Here is a 20,260-nt window from a genome sequence, read left to right as displayed (position 1 = left end):
TAACATAAGAGCCATCCAACGGGAGCTAGGGAAGAGACTGTTGAGTTTTGCGGTAAGCATTAGCGTAGCCATGCCCGAAGGGCTATAGCTATCCCGGAGGGAATCGCTCTTCCCCACCCACTTGATTATTACCCCCTTTCACTCTCCAAACAGACGATAAACTTTAACACCATTAAAACCTATAAACCTATATGGATACTCCCACACCAATCACCTGGTATCAAGCCAATTTTCACTATCTCCAGATAGCCGTCAATCAAGTTCGTCAGGTATTAGAAGATGACCTCGCTTACCAGCAAAATCAGCCCAGTCTAGCCAAATTGGAAACGACGTTATCCCCAGATGCCGCAGCCATTCTAGAATACGCGCCGCCAGCCTTAGATAAACTCTGCACTTTATTTCACCTCTCCCAATTTGACCGCTATATCCTCTTATTATGCGTTGGCATGGAGTTGGATAATGAGTTTGAAGTTTTATGTGCCAAAATTAACGGCAATTCTAAACGAAATTATCCCACGCTGAATTTAGCATTATCCACATTTAGTCAGACTCATCTGGGCATTCTTTCCTCCCAATCTCCGTTACACCAGTGGGAACTGATTGAAAGGGTGGAAGGATTATTCTTTACTCAATCACCTCTACGCATTAATCGGCGGATTTTTTGTTATCTATTGAGTGAACCTTGCATCGATAAAGACTTGGCAGGTATCCTTTTGCCTGTACCGCCTTCATCTTCTACTTCTCTCCCCCCTTCGTATCAAGAAATTGCTGACAAAATTATCGCTACTTGGTCTAATTCTTCGGTAACTTATGACCATCCCGTTGTTCAGTTATGTGGTTCAGATATAGGGGCGAAGCAATCTATTGCTACTGTCGCCTGTAGTGCATTAGGCTGGAATCTTCAGATGATATCAGCATCTGTTATTCCCTTTAATCCCAATGAACTGTATCAGTTGATGCAACGGTGTTTCCGGGAAACTTTATTAAACCACAGTTTCTTGTTCCTGAATGCTGATGAGATGACTCAAGGTGATCCTCGGCGAGAGTGGGCAATTGCTGAGTTTGTTGAACAATTAAAAGTGCCGTTAATTTTTAGCACCCAGGAACGACAACCCCAACATCAACGCCCGATGATTACTTTAGAAGTGGGTCAACTGAGTCATGCTGAACAACGAGATATCTGGAAATCCCATCTCGGTTCACTGACTACAGAACTAAATGGGCAAATTGATACCCTAGTCTCCCAATTTAATCTCAACGCCGCCGCGATTCAAGCCGCCTGTTTATCGTTGAATAGTAATGACTATACGCCTACACCAGTGGATGAACAGCCGGATAACGAACAGAACAATAAAGAACCTGAAAAAACCTCCTCATCCTCAACCCGCCGTCGCTCATCAAAAACCCAAAAATCTCAACCTAAAATAGAAAATCCATTATCTCCCCTGCAAACTCATTTATGGGATTTTTGTAAGACTCAAGCGCGTCCCCGTTTGGATGATTTGGCGCAACGGATTGATGCTGTCGCCACTTGGGAAGAGTTGATTCTACCGGAACGAGAAAAAGCTACATTACATGAAATCTCGACTCATGTGCGACAACGAGCGAAGGTTTATCAAGAATGGGGATTCGCGGGAAAAGGTGGACGTGGTTTAGGGATTAGCGCTCTTTTTTCCGGACCCAGTGGAACCGGGAAAACCATGGCGGCGGACGTATTAGCAAAGGAGTTACGCCTTGACCTTTATCGGATTGATTTGAGTGCGGTGGTGAGTAAATATATTGGGGAAACGGAGAAGAATTTGCAGCGAATCTTTGATGCAGCAGAAACCAGTGGGGCAATTTTATTGTTTGATGAAGCGGATGCGTTGTTTGGCAAACGAACGCAAGTGAAAGATTCTCATGACCGCCACGCGAATGTGGAAGTGAGTTACTTATTGCAACGAATGGAAGCCTATCAAGGATTAGCGATTTTGACGACAAATCTGCTCGACGCTTTAGATCAAGCGTTTATGCGTCGAATTAATTTTTCAGTGAAGTTTCCTTTTCCCAACGCCCCAGAGCGAACCGAGATTTGGCAGCGCATTTTCCCAAAAGAGACGCCGACAAATAAATTAGATATGCAAAAGTTAGGTAAGCTGAATATGGCGGGGGGAAATATCCGCAATATTGCCTTAAATGCGGCGTTTATAGCGGCTGATGCGGGTGAACCTGTGATGATGAAACATCTTTTACAAGCGACGAAAAGCGAATGTCTAAAGTTGGGGAAAATTTTAACGGATTCCGAAGTCAGGGGTTGGGTTTAAACCTACATTCCGCAGATATTTAAACAAAATTTATAGCGATAAAATTCAATAACACACAACCCGTAAGCCGAAATTAAAAAGAGACCAATCATCGAGATTCCCATTCAGACGAGAAGCACAACGGCATTGTTTAGGGCGACTAACCCAAGAACCACCGCGCAAAACCCGAAAGCGCGACATAAAACCAAATTGATTATTCTCCGCACCATTCCATACTCTACCATCTGAGGGCGCACCTCTGTAATTACTGTGCCACAGGTCAGCGCACCATTCCCAAACATTCCCATGCATATCGTATAATCCAAACGCATTGGGTGGAAAACTACCCACATCCGTTGATTGGCGGTGATAAATACTTTTTGGCGCAGCCGCATAGGTGAAACTGCCGTTAAAATTTGCTAATTCTGGGGTAATCGTTTCACCAAAATAAAAGGGTGTCGTTGTTCCAGCGCGACAAGCATATTCCCATTCTGCCTCACTGGATAAACGATACATCCGTCCCGTTTTCTGGGAAAGTCTGGCACAGAATTCTACTGCATCATTCCAAGAAATTTGTTCAACTGGTCGATTTTTTCCTTTCAAACTGGATGGATTAGGATTGAGCGCTTGATTCACTTCAGGTAAAGTGGTAGAAAGTTGCCATTGGGCTTGAGTGATTGGGTATTTACCCATATAAAATGATGATAACTTAACGAGATGTTGTGGATTTTCCGTATCTCGACGCCCTTCTTCCGTCTCTGGGGAACCCATCAGAAATTCACCCCCTGGAATGGCAATCATTTCTAGACTAATCTCATTATCTAACGCTTCAACAAAATAGTGGGTATCATGGTAACAGCGATTAATTATTTCTCCGGTTGCATCTACGGTAATCACCTCAAAGTGAAACACCGATAATTGAGGAGACGATAACAGCATCAGCCATTCCTGAACCGTTTGCGGACGACTTTGCGGTTCAAGTTCCATCCCTTTAAGAATCGCATTGTTGACGCGATCGCTAATTTGAGGATTATGATGTTTGGGCGGAACTAATGGGATATTTCCTTGCTGGCGAATCGTCGCCGAATAAGGCAACTCTCCAGTGAGGACAAAATAGAGAGTAGCCGCCAAAGCATAAACATCTGTATAAGCACCAAAATTACCCCGTCGTTCATATTGTTCAATCGGCGCAAAACATTCAGTTCCCCAATTGGTCAGACTTTGTTCCTCACCGGGAATAAACTCACGGGCAAGACCAAAATCAATTAAAACCACTGATAAACTATCTTGACGCAGTAAAATATTTTTAGGTTTGACATCTCGATGTAAAAATCCTTGCTGATGCACATAAATCAGGGCTTCTCCCACCTGCTTAATTATCTCTAAAGCTTCAGCTTCTAATAACCTTCCCCGACTCTGACGATAGGAGGCTAAATCTTGCCCATCAATATAATCCATCACCATGCACCATACACCATCTTCCTGAAACAATTGAGGATAAACTTCAACAATGTGGGGATGTTGACATCGGGCTAAACAAAGTGCCTCATTCAGAAACTTTTCCTGAATTTGGTTAAAATTAGGCTTAAACTGCTGGGAAATATTAAGGGTTTTAATCGCGACCAATTTGCCGGAAGCTGAGTCTTTTGCCCGATAAGTCACGCCAAAACCACCACACCCCAACAGTTGATCAATAATATATTTACCTTGTTTAAGCGGTTGCCCTGATTTCCACTGACTCATAAACTTATCTTCACCCAAATATGACTATTCTATCGGACAGGATATCCAGCAAACCTTTCACCCCAATCAGCCAACCTCCTCTGCGTCCCTCTGCGTTACCCTCTGCGTTCCTCTGCGTTAAAAAAACATAATTTTTATCAAACAAACTTGCTCAAACATCTACCTTATAACTTATAATTCATTTTCCAACGCCCGTTTAAAAGCGGCTGCACTCTTAAAATAGATCTGAGGATTATCGGTAAGCGCTAAATCAATCACCTCCGCTAGTCCCTTGGGAATTCCAGCATCTCGTTGGCGAATCGGTACAGGTTTGTTTTGTAATACAACCCAAAATGGATCTTGGTTACCAAAATCGCGAGGTAATCTACCCGTTAACATATAGTACAAACACGCCGCTATTGCCCAAATATCAACATCGGGTTTAGCATATTTAAAGTCAAGGACTTGTTGTCGAGGCATAAAAGCAGGACTCCCCGCATATTGACCACTGCGAGACAACCCACTCAATCCCGCCAAATCAAACGCTTTGACTAATCCATAATCAGCAACTTTGGCAAGACGCCCTAATCCTAGATTGGCAAGAAAGATATTCCCCGGTTTGAGATCACGGTGTACTAATCCCTGCACTTGAGTGTTACCCTTCTTGGCGAGGGTAACAGGACTCTGGATAGAATGGGCATAGTCTAACCCATCCAAGACTTGCAGCGTAATCGACATGGCTTCATTAACCGACAATTTGCCGCCGCGTTGCTGCATTAAGTCCAGAACACTGCCACCATTACAATAATCCATAGTAAAAAAAAAGGAATCCTGGTCGTAACCCAATTCCCGGAGTCGAACAATATTAGGGTGTTGTAAGGCTTTGGTTTTGTCAACCTCCATCAGGAATTGCCTGATCGCATCACTCGGACGCCTGTTGTGCGATCGCATGATTTTGAGGGCGACTAATTCCTCTGTTTTGTCATGATGGGCTAAATAGACCGTTCCTAATCCCCCTTGACCTAATCGTTTTAGCGTTGTGTAGCCGCGAATCTTAGGTAGATAAGAGTCACACCCTAGAGTCGTTGAAGCGCTTTTTAACCCACTTTGACGGGGTAAGATAGGTTTCTCACTGGGATCAACACCAATTGTTTGTGATTCAGAGGAGTTCACGTCACTGTGGTTTACCCCTTCAATTTTGACGCGCAATACAGTATGGCGAAGCTTGATTTCGTCGCCATTCTTTAAGTCGTACTCTGGAAACTGTATCCTAGCCCCTTCGGTTGGCGTTTGATATCGATGGCGTTTGCCGATAATTTTACCATTAACGTAGGTGCCGTGGAGACTACCGAAGTCACGGATACGGATATCGGGAGGATTGATATCCAGCAAACAGTGATAGCGCGAGATAGTCTTGTGATACCGATCATTAGGGAGTCGGGGATTGCAATCTTTGGCGCGACCTAGAATACAAGTCGTGCGATCGCAAAATTCAAAGTTCTCACCTTTGAGACTTCCTGTGATGACTGTGAGGATAACTTTGGCAGACATCTGGGATCTATTGAGGAGTCAGGGTTCAGTTAGGAAAAACATAGTTTCTCCTTAACCTATTGTTTCCTATTTGTCCTGGCAACCGCCACCTTGATCCTGAGTTTGAGAGCTACCTGTAGGGACACGATATTATCGTGCCCTTACCCTAAATGGCGTGTGTAATTATATGTGTCTAGATAACTGGCGTAGGGGAGCAATGCCCAATCGTGAGGTTGGGAACCTGACGATGTAATCTTTGATTCATCGTCGGAGGATGTCACGCGAATGAAGATGATCCCAAGTCGGGGGGAATATCCTGAAGACGCCCTTGTCCCACGGCTTGGATGGCTTCTTTGAGGGAAACATCGCCCGTATACAGGGCGCGACCCACGATCGCACCTGTCACGCCTAAGGGTTCCAACGCCAGTAAACTCAATAAGTCTGTAATCGAACTGACACCCCCAGAAGCAATAACCGGAATCGAGACATGGCTGGCTAATTCTCGCAAGGCGTCGCGGTTGGGTCCGGTGAGTGTACCATCCCGGTGAATGTCTGTATAAATAATTGCCGATACACCCAAATTCGCCATTTGCTGTGCCAATTGAGTGGCGGTAATTTCTGAGGTTTCTAGCCATCCCCTTGTGGCGACTTGTCCATTTCGCGCATCGATACCAACAATAATGCGATCGGGAAACTCAGAACACAGGTGTTCGACTAAAGGATGATCTTCAACCGCCGCTGTTCCCAGAATCGCATACTGAACCCCAAGAGAAAGCAGTTGACTAACCCCTTCCTTGTCACGCAATCCTCCCCCAACTTCTACGGGAACCGATACCGCTTGGACAATGGCTTCGATGGTCTTAGTATTAACAGGGTGTCCCGCTTTCGCCCCATCTAAATCTACCAGATGTAACCGACTCGCCCCTTGGTCAACCCATTGTTTCGCCACCTCCACTGGGTTTTCACTATAAACTTGCGATCGCTCATAGTCGCCTTGGTATAACCGTACACAGCGACCTTCGAGTAAATCAATAGCTGGAATAACGTTCATATTCGTCCTTTGTCATTCGTCATTCGTCATTTGTCATTTGTCATTCGTAAAAAACAGGGCATCAAAACCATGTCCTTGAGTGCATCGAAGGTTCAGTCGGGACGGGTTTAGTCACATCAAGGTGAACTCAAAACGATAATATAGCGGTTTTCATTTGAAAGCACTACACCCCACACCCACACCCCACATCCTGTCTCTACCAAGGTGTATTACACCCAATCGAGAAGTGCTATCTATGTGAAACCCGCCCCTACATTCGGAAAAACTATTCCCCCGGCGGTGGTAATTCTTCGAGAATTTTGAACCGGACATGATTAATCGCCAGATCCCCAATAGAAACCTCTTCCTTGTTAACTGGAACACCTTTACTGGTCAGGGTTTCAAACGTAATTCCTTTACCAATTTCTACATGATACCAAGCCAATCCCATAAAAAATCGAGTGGGGTAAGGTCCACCTTCGCGAGTATCATCGGGATTAGATTCCATGGGAACCCAACCAAATCCTGGTAAGTAAAATTCCATCCAAACATGATTAAAATCAGGTTGTAAGGGAATGTCTCGTTGATCGGGATGGGCGGGACATTTGTAACGACCAACGGTACGACAGGCAATTCCACTGAGACGGGATAGGGCTAATAAGACACCGAGATACTCCCCACAGGAACCAATCCCTCGCGCTAACACCACATCTGGGGTATCGATATGGGGCTTGATTCCGTAAGCGAGTTGGTCATAGACATAATTGCGAATACTATACATTTGTCGCAATAAATTCGTTTCTCGACCCGCAGCGTCAAGGGCGGCGCGGCGGATGATTTCGGTATCCATGGCTAACTCGTCATCATCCACCAAGTAGCGGGTTTTGTATTCCAGTGGCAATTCTGGCGTATTTTCTAAATCTCTGGGTGTAATCCGATATTTGATACTCCAAACTTCCAGAAGCGCCTTCCAGCCAAATAAATGCCGTTCTCCGGGGGCGAGGTGATCAAATTTAAACACCGCTACCCGCTGATTGCCTTGGATTTCTTCGGTGAAAGGAATTCCAACGGGTTCAATGGCGCGGATTTTTTGGCGTGCGGTTTCTGAGGGTAAGGCGATGCGCCATTCTACGTCCTGAAGGGCTACGTCCTCTAGGGGGGACAGTTCCTCGACGTAAGACATTTCAATTAAATAGCCATTGGAGAGGGCATAGCGTTCCTCGGCATTGTAGTGAAAGGAGAGGGGATGAATAAACGTGCGATCGCGATACTGTAGTTCGTGGTTGGGTTGAGCGTTGGGATTATCGCGGATGTAGGGTTCTTCGCTAGCATAGGCAACATAGAGAATCTCCTGATTTGTTTGTGGGTTTCGGTAGAAGGTTAAACCCGTGGGATTCTCAAAAGGAGTTAAGACGCTGAAGATAATGTTTCCGGTGGCGCGATCAAGACAGTAAACCGTCTGTTCTTCCTGATCCGAGAGCCAAAGTTCCTCATCCCGCACCGTAATGTTCTCCATGCCAATTCCTGGGGCATATAAGCGGGTAATCTCCTGCCCAGTATCCCGACTGTAAATCAGAATATACCCCATTTTTTGACAGGTGATATAGACCGTCGAGTCCTTGAGTGCAACACCATTGGCGGTGTAGGGTAATGTCAGGAAATGCTGAAGCTGAAGATCGCCGTTGAGTTGGCAATAGTATACACTTTCTTTCCGCGTCAACCACAGCGTATCCCCCACGACGGCTAAACCCGTCGCATCGGCAAAATCGAGATCCGGCGAGGAATTCAAAATTTTGGTATCGTCAGTTTGGGGGTTGATTTGCAACAGATAGCCACTCGTGGTATCGATGGTAATCAATTTTTCTCCCCAAAAAGCAATACCCTGTAGGGCAGCCGCCCCAATCGGTCGAATGGTGTGGAACGATTTCAATTTAGGTGACACAGAGGAATCAGGATTAGGAATCATGATCAGTCTATATCAAGATTTAGATTTCAGCGTCGCCATCTATACTCAGGTGGTGTCAATACCCTTCTCATTTAGGCGGATGCTCCGGGTGTGCATCTGCAATATTTTAAAGGTGCGATCGCACCTTTGAACATTGGTTGTTCTTGGGTAGCCGTTTTCATTCAATAATTTTATTGACAAAAATAGTTTTGTATGTATTTATTATGAAACTCATCCGTTTTTTTCCACACAAACTAGCCATAACCGTTTTAGTAACATTGCTGTTAATCGTGGGGTTGAGCCTGAAAGAGCCAGTTCGGGTACAAGCGCAGTTAAGCAATGCCTCCATCAGTTCTCAGTTACCTGATCAGTGGGAATCCGCGCCACTGCCTAATTCTGGTGATTCAGGTCTACAAGATAGCAGCAATTTACCGTTTGCGGGTTGCCTCAGCAGTTATCCCATTGCCTTAGTACCCGCGTCTGGTATGGGACAAACACTTGCGGAGTATCCCACCATCTTTTGGTATCTACCCCGGACAAGGGCTTGGGGCATGGAGTTTAAGTTAACAGATAGTGATAATCAGGAAATTTACTCGACCAAGTATGCCTTTGCCCGTGGCATCCCAGACGATTATCAGGGACAAGATGACCAATTGGTCGTTGGCACGCCCGGTATACTCAGTTTAACCATACCGAGATTAACGGGTAGCTCTCTGCCACTGAAAGAGGATCAGAAGTATGACTGGACTGTAAGAATAATCTGTAACCCCAATGATCTATCCGGTGATGTTTATATGGCAGGCACAATCCGGCGAGTGTCAATTGACCCTACCCTAAGCCGTCGCTTACAGCAAGCACCACCTGAGGAGCGTGTGGTACTTTACGCAAAGGAACGACTGTGGTATGAAGCGTTAGGGACGTTGGTGAAACTCCATCGCGATCGCCCGAATGATCCGGCTGTGATTGCGGCTTGGGACAAACTACTAAAGTCTGTCGGGTTAGATATGATTCTACTCGGCTAAGCACTAATTTCTGTTCCCCCTGCTTCTAGGGCAGCGCCCTTGGACTTACCGCCTTGGAGGACAAGGGCGAATTCCCCATCTCCCAGGAATTCATGTATTTCACTCAAGTGAGAATAGCTATATCTTTACAAAAGATTTAAATTTTCAGGCGATAGAAGCATGGAAATCAGGAATTGGCTTTAAGAGTGATGAAGATTTAGATAAGAGTGGAAACAACGTTCCGGGATTACCCATGTCTAACGTTAAGATATTAACAACTTAAGACAATGGTACTGATATAACCAGGGGTCGTCGTCAGACCAAAAGTGGGCTAGCATGATTTGCAGCGTTTACGACAAACTCTTAATTCAGCAACATTTCCCTTATGGTAGATGCTTGCCTGAGCCAAAAAGGTGATTATGTCTGACAGAAACTAACCTGGGTCTGGAACCTTGGCTTCTGCTCTAACATCTATATACTAAAGACTCGGTTCTACGAGCATATATCTGAATTATGGCTTGTTTCACCCGCTTATCACACCTAACATTCTTAACAATAGCTTTGATGCTAGGACTAGCCACCAAGCTAGTCGCTCAAGTGCCAACCCCGGTTAGGACTACCTCTCTGGGTGCTGAACTACCGACTCAGTGGGACTTCAAAACTCCAGAAGGTTCAACGCAAAAGCCGATTCCCGCGAATCGAGAAGCTGGTGGAACGCGGGGTCCAGAGAATTGTACGCCGAATAATCAATCACTAATTGCCCTAGTTCCAGAATCATTGATCGGCAAAACCCTACAGGAATATCCCAAATTCTTCTGGTATATGCCATCAACAACAGCATCGGCAGTCGAGTTTGTACTGAACAATGTTAATGATGAAGAAATTTACCGGGTTCAGTATTCCTTGGATCAGTCGGCGACAGGGGAAACACAGATGCCGAGAATTATGAGTCTAGCGATTCCTCCCTCTGCTAATCTTGCTCCCCTGAAAGCGAATCAGCTCTATTACTGGCAATTAGCATTGGTTTGCGATCCCCTGGATCGTTCAGCAGATATGGTTGTGGGCGGTGGGATTCAGCGAGTGGAACCGAGTCTAACGCTAAAAATGCGGACTCAACAGGCAACTCCTCAAGAACGAGTGGCACTCTATGCCCAGGAATTGCTCTGGTATGACACGTTAGACACCTTGGTAGAACTCCATCAGGATTTTCCCAATGATCGCAACGTGCAAACCGCGTGGAACAAGTTATTGCATTCAGTTGGCTTACAAAGTCTTTCTGAGCAATTAAATCCAGACAGGAGTGCAACCTTAAGAGAATCGTTGTCTAACTCAGGAGCTAGTTCTGTTGAATAAAACCACCAATACAAAGATAGGGAAAAACTAACATAAAGATTCAGATAAGAGTCCAACCCCAGGTTTCAGTTCCCTCCCTATCTCAAGCTAGAATAGAACTATTCAGGCAAATTATTCGGCGAAAACCCTGAAAATTCTGCAATTATCATCCCTCTTGTAGGAAGGTTAAGTATCTGCTCAGACAGATTTTTCCAAAAACTTTGAAAGACTCTGATTAAGAAGGAGTTCTAAATTATTATGGCTTGGTTTACCCATTCATCCCGTTTTACAGTCGCTTTAGCGCTAACCCTAGGACTTGTGGCTAATGTTCCCGCTGGGGTACAAGCCCAGTTAGGGGGTTCACCTCTCAGCCGTGATATCCCCACAGAATGGGAATTCACGCCGCCAGACAGTCAAGGTCCAGCGATTCCAGGCAATAGAGAAGGTGGTGGTACAAGAGGACCTTGTATTGCAAACCCTAAACCCGGTCAAGTTCCGATCGCATTGGTTCCTGAGTCGGGTGTTGGCAAAACCATCGCTGAGTATCCTACTCTCTCTTGGTATCTACCGGAAAACACAGCTTGGGGAGTAGAGTTGACGGTACGTAATGCCAAGGGTGAGGAAATTTATGCGACGAAGTATGCTTTCGCCCATTACACCGGACAAGATTCTCAAGGAGATGACAAACAATATGCTGTCGGCGCTCCCGGTATTATGAGCTTAACGTTGCCTAACTTAGAAAGTAGTGTCCTTCCTCCAGAGACTGATCAGACATATAAGTGGACGTTAAGACTGATTTGTAATACTCAAGAACCATCCGGTGATGTATATGTCGATGGTGCGTTCGAGCGGGTGGAACCTGATCCCAATCTGGTACGCCGCATCCAACAAGCAACGCCGGAACAGCGAGTGGCTATCTACGCCAGTGAGCGACTTTGGTATGAAACGTTGAATACCTTAGTGGAACTACGTCGCGCTCGCCCCAATGATCAGGGTTTGAAGGCGGCGTGGAGCCAATTGCTCCGTTCAGTCGAACTCGAGCAAATTGTCGAAGAACCAGTAGCTCAGGGTGCCAGAACCAATCCGAATTAATCACTGAGTCACTGTCATGGTACATAAGCGACGTCCTTTTTATCGATTTTCTTTGGCTGTTGGGGTCAAACTGGCGCTATTTGCCGCAGGGTTTGCCCTGATCCACAGCCCCCAAATTCTCCAGGCTCAGGGAATCCCCCAAACCTGGACAACCAACAAATATGAACCGCCAAGGGGAATTGGCTCGGCGAATCGTGTCGAAGGAGGAGCAACCCGAAGTTCTGGAGTTAATTGCCCTGTTGTCGGTAAACCTTTAACGGCTTTAATGCCGAGCGATCGCTTTGGTACAACGGTTGCGGCTTATCCCAGCTTTTTTGTCTACCTACCAGCCTCACCTGATCCCAGTACACCCTTACCTGTGGAGTTTGTCCTAGAAGATAGTGAGGGAAATCTCGTTTATCAAAGCAGATTCCGTACCAATGGCAAGTCAGGAATCATCACATTAAATCTACCTCAGGACGTTAGCTTATCACCCTTGGCGGTGGGTGAGGATTATCGTTGGACGTTCTCGATTCTCTGTCCGCCTGAGGATGAACGCTCTAATGATCGGGTGGTTGAAGGATGGGTAAGACGGGTAGCGATCGCTCCTACCCTAGAAACTCAGTTAGCGCAGGCATCACCGACAAAAAAAGTGGAACTCTATGCCGAGGCACAACTGTGGCAAGATACTCTAGCACAGCTTGTTGAAATGCGCCGCAATTATCCGAGTGATTCGGAGGTGGCGAATCAGTGGGTCAAGCTGTTGAACGCGGCGGGACTTAGCAATCTGGTGGGTGAGTCACTCGCATCTCAGAATACGCCTGTTGATGTACCCTTATCTTCGGCACAACCGTAGTCACTCGAAATTGATCCACTAAAATACACCATCCGTAGGGGTACGACATGTCGTACCCCTTATTCTCACATAAAGCTAAATTTGTCAAGTATTTCTAGCTGAATTGGTAATTTAAGAAAACAATCGGTAAACTCGATAAAAATAGGGACGGCAATAAAACAGTGCATCAATCCAACAACTGACTCGGTGGGAAAGACTCTAACTTGAAAGATTCTGACTTATCTTTTAGCGCCAACAGCAGTGTTATAGTAGTGTCACCCCCCGATCAGAGGATATTTACCACCAACCTATTAAGTTGAGCCGACCAGACGTTTAACCAAGTGAGAGGGAAAAGTATGGCAGAAATCAGTAAAGAACAAATGCGCGAGCGCTTGGGCAATATTGACCAGATCCGAGATATCATCTTCGGCGCTCAACTCCGAGAGTACGATAGCCGAATTGACAAAATTGAATCGAACCTGGCATTGATCCAGCAAGAAATGCGCGATCGCATCGAGCAAACCAAGACTGTCTATGCGACAGAGCTACGAGCCGCTGTAGATTCCCTGGAGAAAAAACTGAAGTCGCTGAATATGACGGTTCAAAACGACAATTCAGAGATTCGGCAAACCATCGATATGGTCAACAAAAAGTTTTCCGGAAATCTGGAATCCCTGGATAATAGTTTAGAAAAACAAACCAATAATTTGCATAACGAACTCTCAGAAACTCGCGAAAAACTCCAAGAGGATATTAGAAGCCTGAGATCGTATGTTTTTGAAGAACTCGAACGGCGCTTTTCCCTGATTAATGATGGCAAAGTGGCTAAAGATGATATGGCAGATATTTTGTTTGAATTGGGATTAAGAATTAAAGGAACGGAGTTTGCTCCTGAGCTGAAAGAAGCAGCGGGTAATGAGGTAGATGTTGATGTTCGGCTTTTAGAAGCAGGTCCCCTTTCGCAGTAAGATAAGGGATGATAAATAAATTGTTGTCATTCACTCAAGTGGCTGGTTATTAGTCCCAACGTTCAGCAAAATGTTGGCTCAAAGCTAGCAATGTAGTGGATGTCCTAGATGAATAGGATTAGAATTGGGTCAAATGCTAACTTTGACTCAATTTGGCATTTACAAAACTCGGTGCCGATATAGAATAAGGCAGGATCAAATTATGGCTTTACCAGAAAAAAAGGGATCTGCCATATCCCAGCTAGAAGGCTTGCTGGATTTATTGATGGATTTACAAGATCCTAACTCGACTGAAGCCACAGCACCAGAAATGTCTTCCGCTCAGAAGAACGGGGAAACTCAGGGTAAATCTCATACTGATCAGTTAAAACAACAGGAAGTTGTAGAAGCGGGTAAAGACGTTCCGGTGGAACCTCTGGAAGTAACGGAAGATACAATTAAAGCCGATTCGAGTAGTCTGGAGGATGAATCGATCAATCCTCACGCCAAAGAAACAGATCAAATTTCCCATTCCCCAATTTCATCCTCTATTCCAACGTCAAAATCAGAACAGTCGTTGGAGCCTTCCTTACCGAAAAAATCGACCAACACATTTGTGACAGAGGAACCTCCGTCAGTTCAGCCAATAGCCTCAGATGAATCGCCGCCGTTGTCAGAAACCTTACCTCAATCGCCAGAATCCAACGATAAGTCAGATTTTACTAATCTAGCAGACTCTTCACGCCATCTGGAAAAATCAACGCCAGACCTAACCCCCCCAAATTCAAAGCCCTCTCAAGAGCAGGAGAGAGGTTTGGAGAAAGGTTTTTCAGATCCCGTGAAAAGTACAACTCATCTAGAGGAATCACAGCCAAATTCCACAGATAATTTCGATTCAGAGCAGACTCAAACAGCATTAGAGGGTTTATCAAATGGGAAAAATAAATCATCATTTAACCATGCAACTCCTGCTCCATCCTCCACTCAAAACTTGAACCCATTGCATCAATCTCAGTTAAACCCTACATCACCTGAAAACGTGTCTGAACAATCTACCGAGTCCAGCAAACATTTAATTTCCGATCAACTTTTAACAGCACTAGGAGAGTTGAATCAATCACCATTAGAGTCAACAGAAAATGGACTATACTCATCCCAGTTAAGCGAATCGGATCAGTCAAAACCTGAGGAATTTGAACAGTCAGCCGAATCCTCATATCAGCTTCAACATATACCTGAAAACCAGAGCCAGGAATCCCTCGCCGCTTATGATGCCAATATTGAGGATGAATTTGAACGATTGCAGAAATTACTACTAACACCCGATATTCTCGATTCGCAAGAAGGGATTGAACTGCTCAAAGAAAAATTTTCCTCTTTAGAAAGTCAAATTTATGATCCGAGTAATTTAATTAAATTAATGCTGCCATTAATTACTCAAATTTTAAGCATGAAAATTGCTGAAGCTAGAGAAGAAATGGCGAGTGCGATCGCGCCAATCGTGGATGAGATGATCGAGGCGAAAACAAAAGAGGATAAAGAGGGCATCTGTTCCGCCTTAGCACCGATTATCCCCTCCGCCGTTAACTATCAAATTCTCAGCAACCCCGGTGAATTTGCCAGAGCAATTGCCCCGGAAATGAGTGCGGCGATTAAAGAACAAATAGAGATTGAACGGGATACGATGGTAGACGCCCTTTATCCAGTCATGGGCGGGACATTCTATAAATATTTGTCCGAAGCGATGCGGGCGATTGATCAGAAATTGGAAAACTCCCTAAGTCCGGAGGGAATTGGTCGCAAAATTCGGGCGAAAAGTCAGGGAATCTCTGAGGCAGAACTCATATTTAAAGAGTCGATGCCGTTTAGCATCCAAGCAATGTTTCTGATTCATAAAGCATCCGGATTAGTGATTGCTGAAGTTCAACCCTTTGGCAAACAACAATTAGAGTCAGATATGGTGGCGGGGATGCTGACCGCTATTCGCAGTTTTGTGAATGATTGTATTATGCAATCCGGTGAAATATCAGAACTGGATCGCATCGAATACGGACATTGTGACATTCTCTTAGAAGTCGCTGGATACTGTTATCTGGCTGTGGTGACACAAGGCGATGCGCCAAAGTCATTTATCGACAAAATGCGCGACGCTTTGGGTACTATCGTTCTTCGCCATGGGAAGGCGATCGAATCCTTTGATGGTGATCCAGAGAATGTACCGGAACAAATCCCCTCCCTTCTGAATTCATTAACCATCGTTAATCCCAAATCTGAAACGTCGCCGCGTAAAGTACCTGTCGCCTTGTTAAGCGTTTGTGCTGCTGTATTGGGTTTGATTTTTATTCCTTGGGGTATTCATCTACATCGTAGTGGTGTTAATCAGCAGTTTGAGGAAGAAACCGCCGTGGCTTTGGCATCTGATCCCGAACTGGCTGTCTATCGGTTAAATGTCGAGGCACAAGGCGATACGATTACGCTGTCTGGCAAATTACCGAATCAATATCTAGTCGAAAAAGCGGGACAAATTGCCCAAACCACTGTACCCAATGGTGAGATAGACAATGATATCATTGCCATCAAGGTTCCCCCCGATCGCGTCGAAGTCGCCGCCGAGGTTGAGCGTGTCACCGCGATTCTCAATCAAACCGAACGTTTGGCAATTTGGACAAATTTTCAGGACGGTCAAGTTACCGTAGAAGGCAGTGTAATTCAGGTCAAAGATGCCCAGAAAATTACCGAGGCTTTAGAAGAAATTCCGGGAGTGGACTCGGTAACCAACACCGTACAACTACAACCTCTAGCCTTAGCCTCTCGCATCTACTTCGATCTCAATTCCGCCGAATTAAAAGCGTCAGAACAAGCCAAAATGGACGCCTTGACTGCATTCCTCAACGATTACCCCAACCAGTCACTGCGAGTCATTGGTCATAGTGATCCCAGTGGTACACCCTTAGAAAATCAGGAATTAGCCTTAGAACGGGCAAAAGCCGTGGCTGAGGTACTGGTGCGTCAAGGAATTGATGCGAGACGCTTAGAAGTGTCCGGAACCACCAAACCCCCCACAGGCGTGTATGCTGATGAACCCCATCAGTACAGCCGATTCGTCGAATTTGAGGCGATCGCACGTTAAAAGCATACCCGACTCGCAAGCGCGTTGGGAAGGATTACTCTAAACCAATGACCAATGACCAATGACCAATGACCAATGACCAATGACCAATGACCAATGGCTAAAATATCCAAGAAAATTTGTCTCGTTGGTGACTTTGGCGTAGGCAAAACCAGCCTAATTCGCCGCTTCGTCGAACGCCAGTTTAGCGATCAGTATCTATCCACCGTCGGTGTGAAGATTTCCCGAAAAACCCTAGAATCCGTAAATTTACAGTTGCTCATCTGGGACTTGGAGGGACATACTAAATTTAAATCCATCGCTCCCAGTTACTTACAGGGTGCGAGTGGTGTCATCGTCGTGGCTGATGTCAGCCGCCTGGAAACCGTTGAGCGATTAGATGAACACGTTAACCTGTTTCTATCGGTTAATCCTAAAGGCAAAATTGCCATTGCCTTAAATAAATCGGATTTAGTCGAACCCGAAAAACTGAACCAACTGGTTCAAATCGTTCAGGATAAAGACTTAAATCCCGAAGCAGGACTTTATCAAACTTCAGCGAAAACAGGTGCTTATGTCGATGAGATTTTTGGACAACTTGCTGATCAGATATTAAAGGCTTAGAATTTGTATGCCGTCCCGCTTAAAACTATTAGCACCCGACTACGAGTATCTCACCCTTGATCACGAGTTACTCGTTCAAGAATTTTCTGACGGTGTTCCCGATTTTGCGGAATCTCCTCAAGATTTAAAAGTAGGCGAAGATGTCCGCTTAGCCTTTCCGGAATTAGTTGGTATGGAAGGGGTGATGATGGACATTTTGGCAGGACGGCAGATAAGTTTTCATTTAGCAGGGATTGTTCGAGCTGATCAGAATCACACAGCTAAAGCGACTGATTCTCCTTTTTATTTTGATTTACATATTTGTCACCATCAAGATGAGGATGAAAATCATTTAATCCTTTTCTTTAAGGATGCCACCGAACGGATGAAGTTACAGCAAAAATTAATTCAAAAATCAAATGAAACTAATCTGTTATTAAGTGCGCTAACTCATTCTAAAAATTATATTGATCAAATTATCAGTTCAATGGCTGATGCCCTATTAGTCACTACAGCTTCAGGAGACATCAAAACGGCAAACCGTGCCGCACAAACTCTATTTGGATACAAGATAGACGAATTAGTGGGACAACCGATTACCAAAATTATTAAAAATCAAGAATTTTTAAATAACTTAAGTCATTTATCACCGGATAGTTCGACATTTCAGGACATCGAATTAAATTGCCTGACTAAACAGGGTGAAACCGTGGCTGTAGCGTTTTCTTGTTCGGCTCTGATAACTGATCTAGAAGGTTCACTTAATTTCGTCTATGTCGGTCGAGATTTGACCCAGCGTAAACTTTTGGAAGCGGAAATGCTTCAAGCACTAGAGCGAGAAAAAGAACCTAGATGATTAAATGACACAGATTAACACAGAAAACTCCATAATCTCCCCGACAATCTAATCATTTTTTGTTCATTGACAACGCCTCCGTGAAATCAGTGTGACTAACCTCTGACACCTTACCACTACCGCTTCGATAAATCTGTGAAATCAGTGTTATCAGGGCGGGTTTTGAGAAAACGTTATCATCAACAGCGAAACGCAAGCGTCTAAACCCGCCCCTACTTCAAAACTATGACTGGTTCGATTCAAACCCTACCGACGGAGGTTGTTAACTTAATTGCGGCTGGCGAGGTGATTGATTCCTTAGCCGCCGTAGTACGAGAATTGGTGGAAAATGCTTTGGATGCGGGGGCGACGCGCATCGCTGTGGCTGTATGGTTTGATTTGTGGCGTGTGCGCGTGGCAGATAATGGCACGGGCATGGACTTGACAGATTTACAAAAAGCTGCATCAGCACACAGTACCAGCAAAATTCAAAGTTGCGATGATTTATACAAGATTACCAGTTTGGGATTTCGCGGTGAAGCCTTGCATAGTATTGCGGCGTTAGCCGAATTAGAGATATGCAGCCGACAGACAGGTTTTGAGGGATGGCGCTGTACGTATAATACCCAGGGAGAAGCAGAAGAAACAGAAGCCGTTGCGATCGCGCCAGGTACAGTGGTGACTGTCTCGAATCTATTTGGCAAGTGGCGTCTGCGTCGTCAGGGATTACCGTCGAGAAGCCAACAACAACGAATAATCCAAGCCACGATACAGAATATAGCCATTTGCCATCCATCGGTGACCTGGCAAGTTCAGCACAGCGATCGCTCCTGGTTTACAATTAGTCCAGGTCAAACGACTCAACAGATCATCCCGCAACTCCTCAAACAAGTGCGCGTGCATGATTTGCAGCAATTAACCCTAGATGTTCCCACACCAGAGGAGGGGAAAAAAGGTACACAGGAGACAAAGGAGTTTACTTACAACTCAACCCCAAAGACGCGCCATGGTGCGTCTCTACATTTAGTGCTAGGATTGCCGGATCGCTGTCACCGTCGCCGCCCAGATTGGGTTAAAGTAGCTACGAATGGACGATTAGTGCGATCGCCAGAATTGGAACAGACGATCCTCACCGCCATGGCGAAAACCTTACCGCGCGATCGCTATCCGATTTGTTTTATTCACCTACAAATTTGCCCCAGTCAAATTGATTGGAATCGTCATCCCGCCAAAGCAGAGATTTATCTGCATTCCCTTTCCTATTGGCAAGAACAAATTAGCCAAGCCATTGAAAAAGCCTTGCGGATTGGGGCGGAAAATTTCGACACCGCCTCTCAATCCCATCGTGTCGGCAAATTACTGACAGCTTCGGCAAAAAAGGGTGTCTATCACCTGGATGAGTCACCAAAACAGGAGCGTAATCCTTCGGATATTGGCTTAATTGAATTAAAAGCCGTTGCCCAAGTACGTAACATGTATATTCTGGCAGAACATGATACAGGAATGTGGTTAATTGAGCAGCATATTGCTCATGAGCGAGTCTTGTACGAACAATTGTGCGATCGCTGGCAACTTGTTCCCCTAGAACCGCCCGTAATTCTCAACCATTTAACCCCCGTTCAACTCGAACAACTGCAACGGATTGGCTTAGAAATAGAACCCTTTGGCGATCAAATGTGGGCTGTTCGCAACGCACCCGCCCTGCTGCACCAGCGAGACGACTGTGCTGATGCCCTATTAGAACTCAGTTTAGGTGGAGACTTGCAAAACGCACAAGTTGCCACAGCTTGTCGCAGTGCAATTCGCAATGGCACACCCTTAACGTTAGACCAAATGCAGACATTATTAAATCAATGGAAAATGACCCGCCATCCCCGCACCTGTCCCCATGGGCGTCCAATTTACTTACCCCTAGAAGAATCAGCGCTGGCTCGTTTTTTCCGTCGTCATTGGGTGATTGGCAAAAGCCATGGCATTTAATGTTTGTAGTTGCGCTTTAGCGCCATAATCGTATCGCT

At 45.3% G+C, this 20,260-nt stretch carries 15 protein-coding genes; 11 read left to right on the top strand and 4 right to left on the bottom strand.

Translation table 11 applies throughout. From position 1 onward, the window contains the following. Positions 1-191: 191 nt before the first annotated feature. A complete protein-coding gene (locus RIG66_RS14880) occupies positions 192-2,303 on the top strand; it encodes an ATP-binding protein (RefSeq protein ID WP_446379265.1) in 2,112 nt (703 codons plus the stop codon). Between the two features lie 45 nt (positions 2,304-2,348). On the opposite strand, the gene RIG66_RS14875 is transcribed toward RIG66_RS14880, so the two are convergent. The 4 genes from RIG66_RS14875 to RIG66_RS14860 all read right to left on the bottom strand — a co-directional run bounded on the left by RIG66_RS14875 (position 2,349) and on the right by RIG66_RS14860 (position 8,530). After that, positions 2,349-4,025: an SUMF1/EgtB/PvdO family nonheme iron enzyme gene (locus RIG66_RS14875; protein WP_446379263.1), complete on the bottom strand. Its 1,677-nt coding sequence runs from the start codon at positions 4,023-4,025 to the stop codon at positions 2,349-2,351. A 171-nt stretch (positions 4,026-4,196) separates the two neighbouring features. After that, positions 4,197-5,555 (bottom strand): protein kinase domain-containing protein, encoded by a 1,359-nt coding sequence (locus RIG66_RS14870; RefSeq protein WP_446379261.1) that lies wholly within the window; start codon positions 5,553-5,555, stop codon positions 4,197-4,199. 256 nt (positions 5,556-5,811) lie between these two features. After that, a complete protein-coding gene (hisA, locus tag RIG66_RS14865; protein ID WP_446379259.1) occupies positions 5,812-6,585 on the bottom strand; it encodes a 1-(5-phosphoribosyl)-5-[(5-phosphoribosylamino)methylideneamino]imidazole-4-carboxamide isomerase in 774 nt (257 codons plus the stop codon). A 265-nt stretch (positions 6,586-6,850) separates the two neighbouring features. Then, positions 6,851-8,530 carry a transglutaminase domain-containing protein gene (locus tag RIG66_RS14860; protein ID WP_446379257.1) on the bottom strand — a complete coding sequence of 560 codons (1,680 nt, stop codon included), beginning with the start codon at positions 8,528-8,530 and terminating at the stop codon, positions 6,851-6,853. Between RIG66_RS14860 and RIG66_RS14855 the strand changes: the two genes are divergently transcribed. The 10 genes from RIG66_RS14855 to mutL all read left to right on the top strand — a co-directional run bounded on the left by RIG66_RS14855 (position 8,529) and on the right by mutL (position 20,222). Then, a complete protein-coding gene (locus RIG66_RS14855; protein WP_446379255.1) occupies positions 8,529-8,660 on the top strand; it encodes a hypothetical protein in 132 nt (43 codons plus the stop codon). The genes RIG66_RS14860 and RIG66_RS14855 overlap by 2 nt on opposite strands. Positions 8,661-8,733: 73 nt before the next feature. After that, on the top strand, positions 8,734-9,531 hold the full coding sequence (locus RIG66_RS14850; RefSeq protein WP_446379253.1) for a DUF928 domain-containing protein: 798 nt from the start codon (positions 8,734-8,736) through the stop codon (positions 9,529-9,531). Positions 9,532-10,074: 543 nt separating this feature from the next. Next, positions 10,075-10,863: a DUF928 domain-containing protein gene (locus RIG66_RS14845; protein WP_446379251.1), complete on the top strand. Its 789-nt coding sequence runs from the start codon at positions 10,075-10,077 to the stop codon at positions 10,861-10,863. A 237-nt stretch (positions 10,864-11,100) separates the two neighbouring features. After that, entirely contained in the window at positions 11,101-11,934 is an 834-nt protein-coding gene (locus RIG66_RS14840; RefSeq protein WP_446379249.1) for a DUF928 domain-containing protein, read from the top strand. Between the two features lie 16 nt (positions 11,935-11,950). Next, positions 11,951-12,769: a DUF928 domain-containing protein gene (locus RIG66_RS14835; protein ID WP_446379247.1), complete on the top strand. Its 819-nt coding sequence runs from the start codon at positions 11,951-11,953 to the stop codon at positions 12,767-12,769. 335 nt (positions 12,770-13,104) lie between these two features. Continuing rightward, entirely contained in the window at positions 13,105-13,716 is a 612-nt protein-coding gene (locus RIG66_RS14830; RefSeq protein WP_446379245.1) for a hypothetical protein, read from the top strand. Between the two features lie 202 nt (positions 13,717-13,918). Next, positions 13,919-16,825 (top strand): OmpA family protein, encoded by a 2,907-nt coding sequence (locus RIG66_RS14825; RefSeq protein ID WP_446379243.1) that lies wholly within the window; start codon positions 13,919-13,921, stop codon positions 16,823-16,825. A 96-nt stretch (positions 16,826-16,921) separates the two neighbouring features. Further along, positions 16,922-17,428, top strand: a complete 507-nt coding sequence (locus RIG66_RS14820; RefSeq protein WP_446379241.1) for a Rab family GTPase — start codon at positions 16,922-16,924, stop codon at positions 17,426-17,428. A gap of 7 nt (positions 17,429-17,435) precedes the next feature. Then, positions 17,436-18,263, top strand: a complete 828-nt coding sequence (locus RIG66_RS14815; protein WP_446379239.1) for a PAS domain S-box protein — start codon at positions 17,436-17,438, stop codon at positions 18,261-18,263. A 225-nt stretch (positions 18,264-18,488) separates the two neighbouring features. Next, positions 18,489-20,222, top strand: a complete 1,734-nt coding sequence (mutL, locus tag RIG66_RS14810) for a DNA mismatch repair endonuclease MutL (protein ID WP_446379237.1) — start codon at positions 18,489-18,491, stop codon at positions 20,220-20,222. The last annotated feature ends 38 nt before the right edge of the window (positions 20,223-20,260 follow it).

Origin of the sequence: Coleofasciculus sp. E2-BRE-01 (genome assembly GCF_040221695.1) — a bacterium.
Lineage (GTDB): Bacteria > Cyanobacteriota > Cyanobacteriia > Cyanobacteriales > Coleofasciculaceae > Coleofasciculus.
The sequence above is the reverse complement of the archived record's forward strand: the minus strand, read 5'-3'. Positions and strand labels throughout refer to the sequence as shown.

What these genes read in the sequence shown, in the direction of transcription:
- RIG66_RS14840 (WP_446379249.1), top strand. Translation starts at nt 11,101, where the DNA reads ATGGCTTGGTTTACCCATTCATCCCGTTTTACAGTCGCTTTAGCGCTA.
- RIG66_RS14855 (WP_446379255.1), top strand. Translation starts at nt 8,529, where the DNA reads ATGATCAGTCTATATCAAGATTTAGATTTCAGCGTCGCCATCTATACT.
- hisA (WP_446379259.1), bottom strand. Translation starts at nt 6,585, where the DNA reads ATGAACGTTATTCCAGCTATTGATTTACTCGAAGGTCGCTGTGTACGG.
- RIG66_RS14830 (WP_446379245.1), top strand. Translation starts at nt 13,105, where the DNA reads ATGGCAGAAATCAGTAAAGAACAAATGCGCGAGCGCTTGGGCAATATT.
- RIG66_RS14845 (WP_446379251.1), top strand. Translation starts at nt 10,075, where the DNA reads ATGCTAGGACTAGCCACCAAGCTAGTCGCTCAAGTGCCAACCCCGGTT.
- RIG66_RS14825 (WP_446379243.1), top strand. Translation starts at nt 13,919, where the DNA reads ATGGCTTTACCAGAAAAAAAGGGATCTGCCATATCCCAGCTAGAAGGC.
- mutL (WP_446379237.1), top strand. Translation starts at nt 18,489, where the DNA reads ATGACTGGTTCGATTCAAACCCTACCGACGGAGGTTGTTAACTTAATT.
- RIG66_RS14820 (WP_446379241.1), top strand. Translation starts at nt 16,922, where the DNA reads ATGGCTAAAATATCCAAGAAAATTTGTCTCGTTGGTGACTTTGGCGTA.
- RIG66_RS14870 (WP_446379261.1), bottom strand. Translation starts at nt 5,555, where the DNA reads ATGTCTGCCAAAGTTATCCTCACAGTCATCACAGGAAGTCTCAAAGGT.
- RIG66_RS14835 (WP_446379247.1), top strand. Translation starts at nt 11,951, where the DNA reads ATGGTACATAAGCGACGTCCTTTTTATCGATTTTCTTTGGCTGTTGGG.
- RIG66_RS14850 (WP_446379253.1), top strand. Translation starts at nt 8,734, where the DNA reads ATGAAACTCATCCGTTTTTTTCCACACAAACTAGCCATAACCGTTTTA.
- RIG66_RS14815 (WP_446379239.1), top strand. Translation starts at nt 17,436, where the DNA reads ATGCCGTCCCGCTTAAAACTATTAGCACCCGACTACGAGTATCTCACC.
- RIG66_RS14880 (WP_446379265.1), top strand. Translation starts at nt 192, where the DNA reads ATGGATACTCCCACACCAATCACCTGGTATCAAGCCAATTTTCACTAT.
- RIG66_RS14875 (WP_446379263.1), bottom strand. Translation starts at nt 4,025, where the DNA reads ATGAGTCAGTGGAAATCAGGGCAACCGCTTAAACAAGGTAAATATATT.
- RIG66_RS14860 (WP_446379257.1), bottom strand. Translation starts at nt 8,530, where the DNA reads ATGATTCCTAATCCTGATTCCTCTGTGTCACCTAAATTGAAATCGTTC.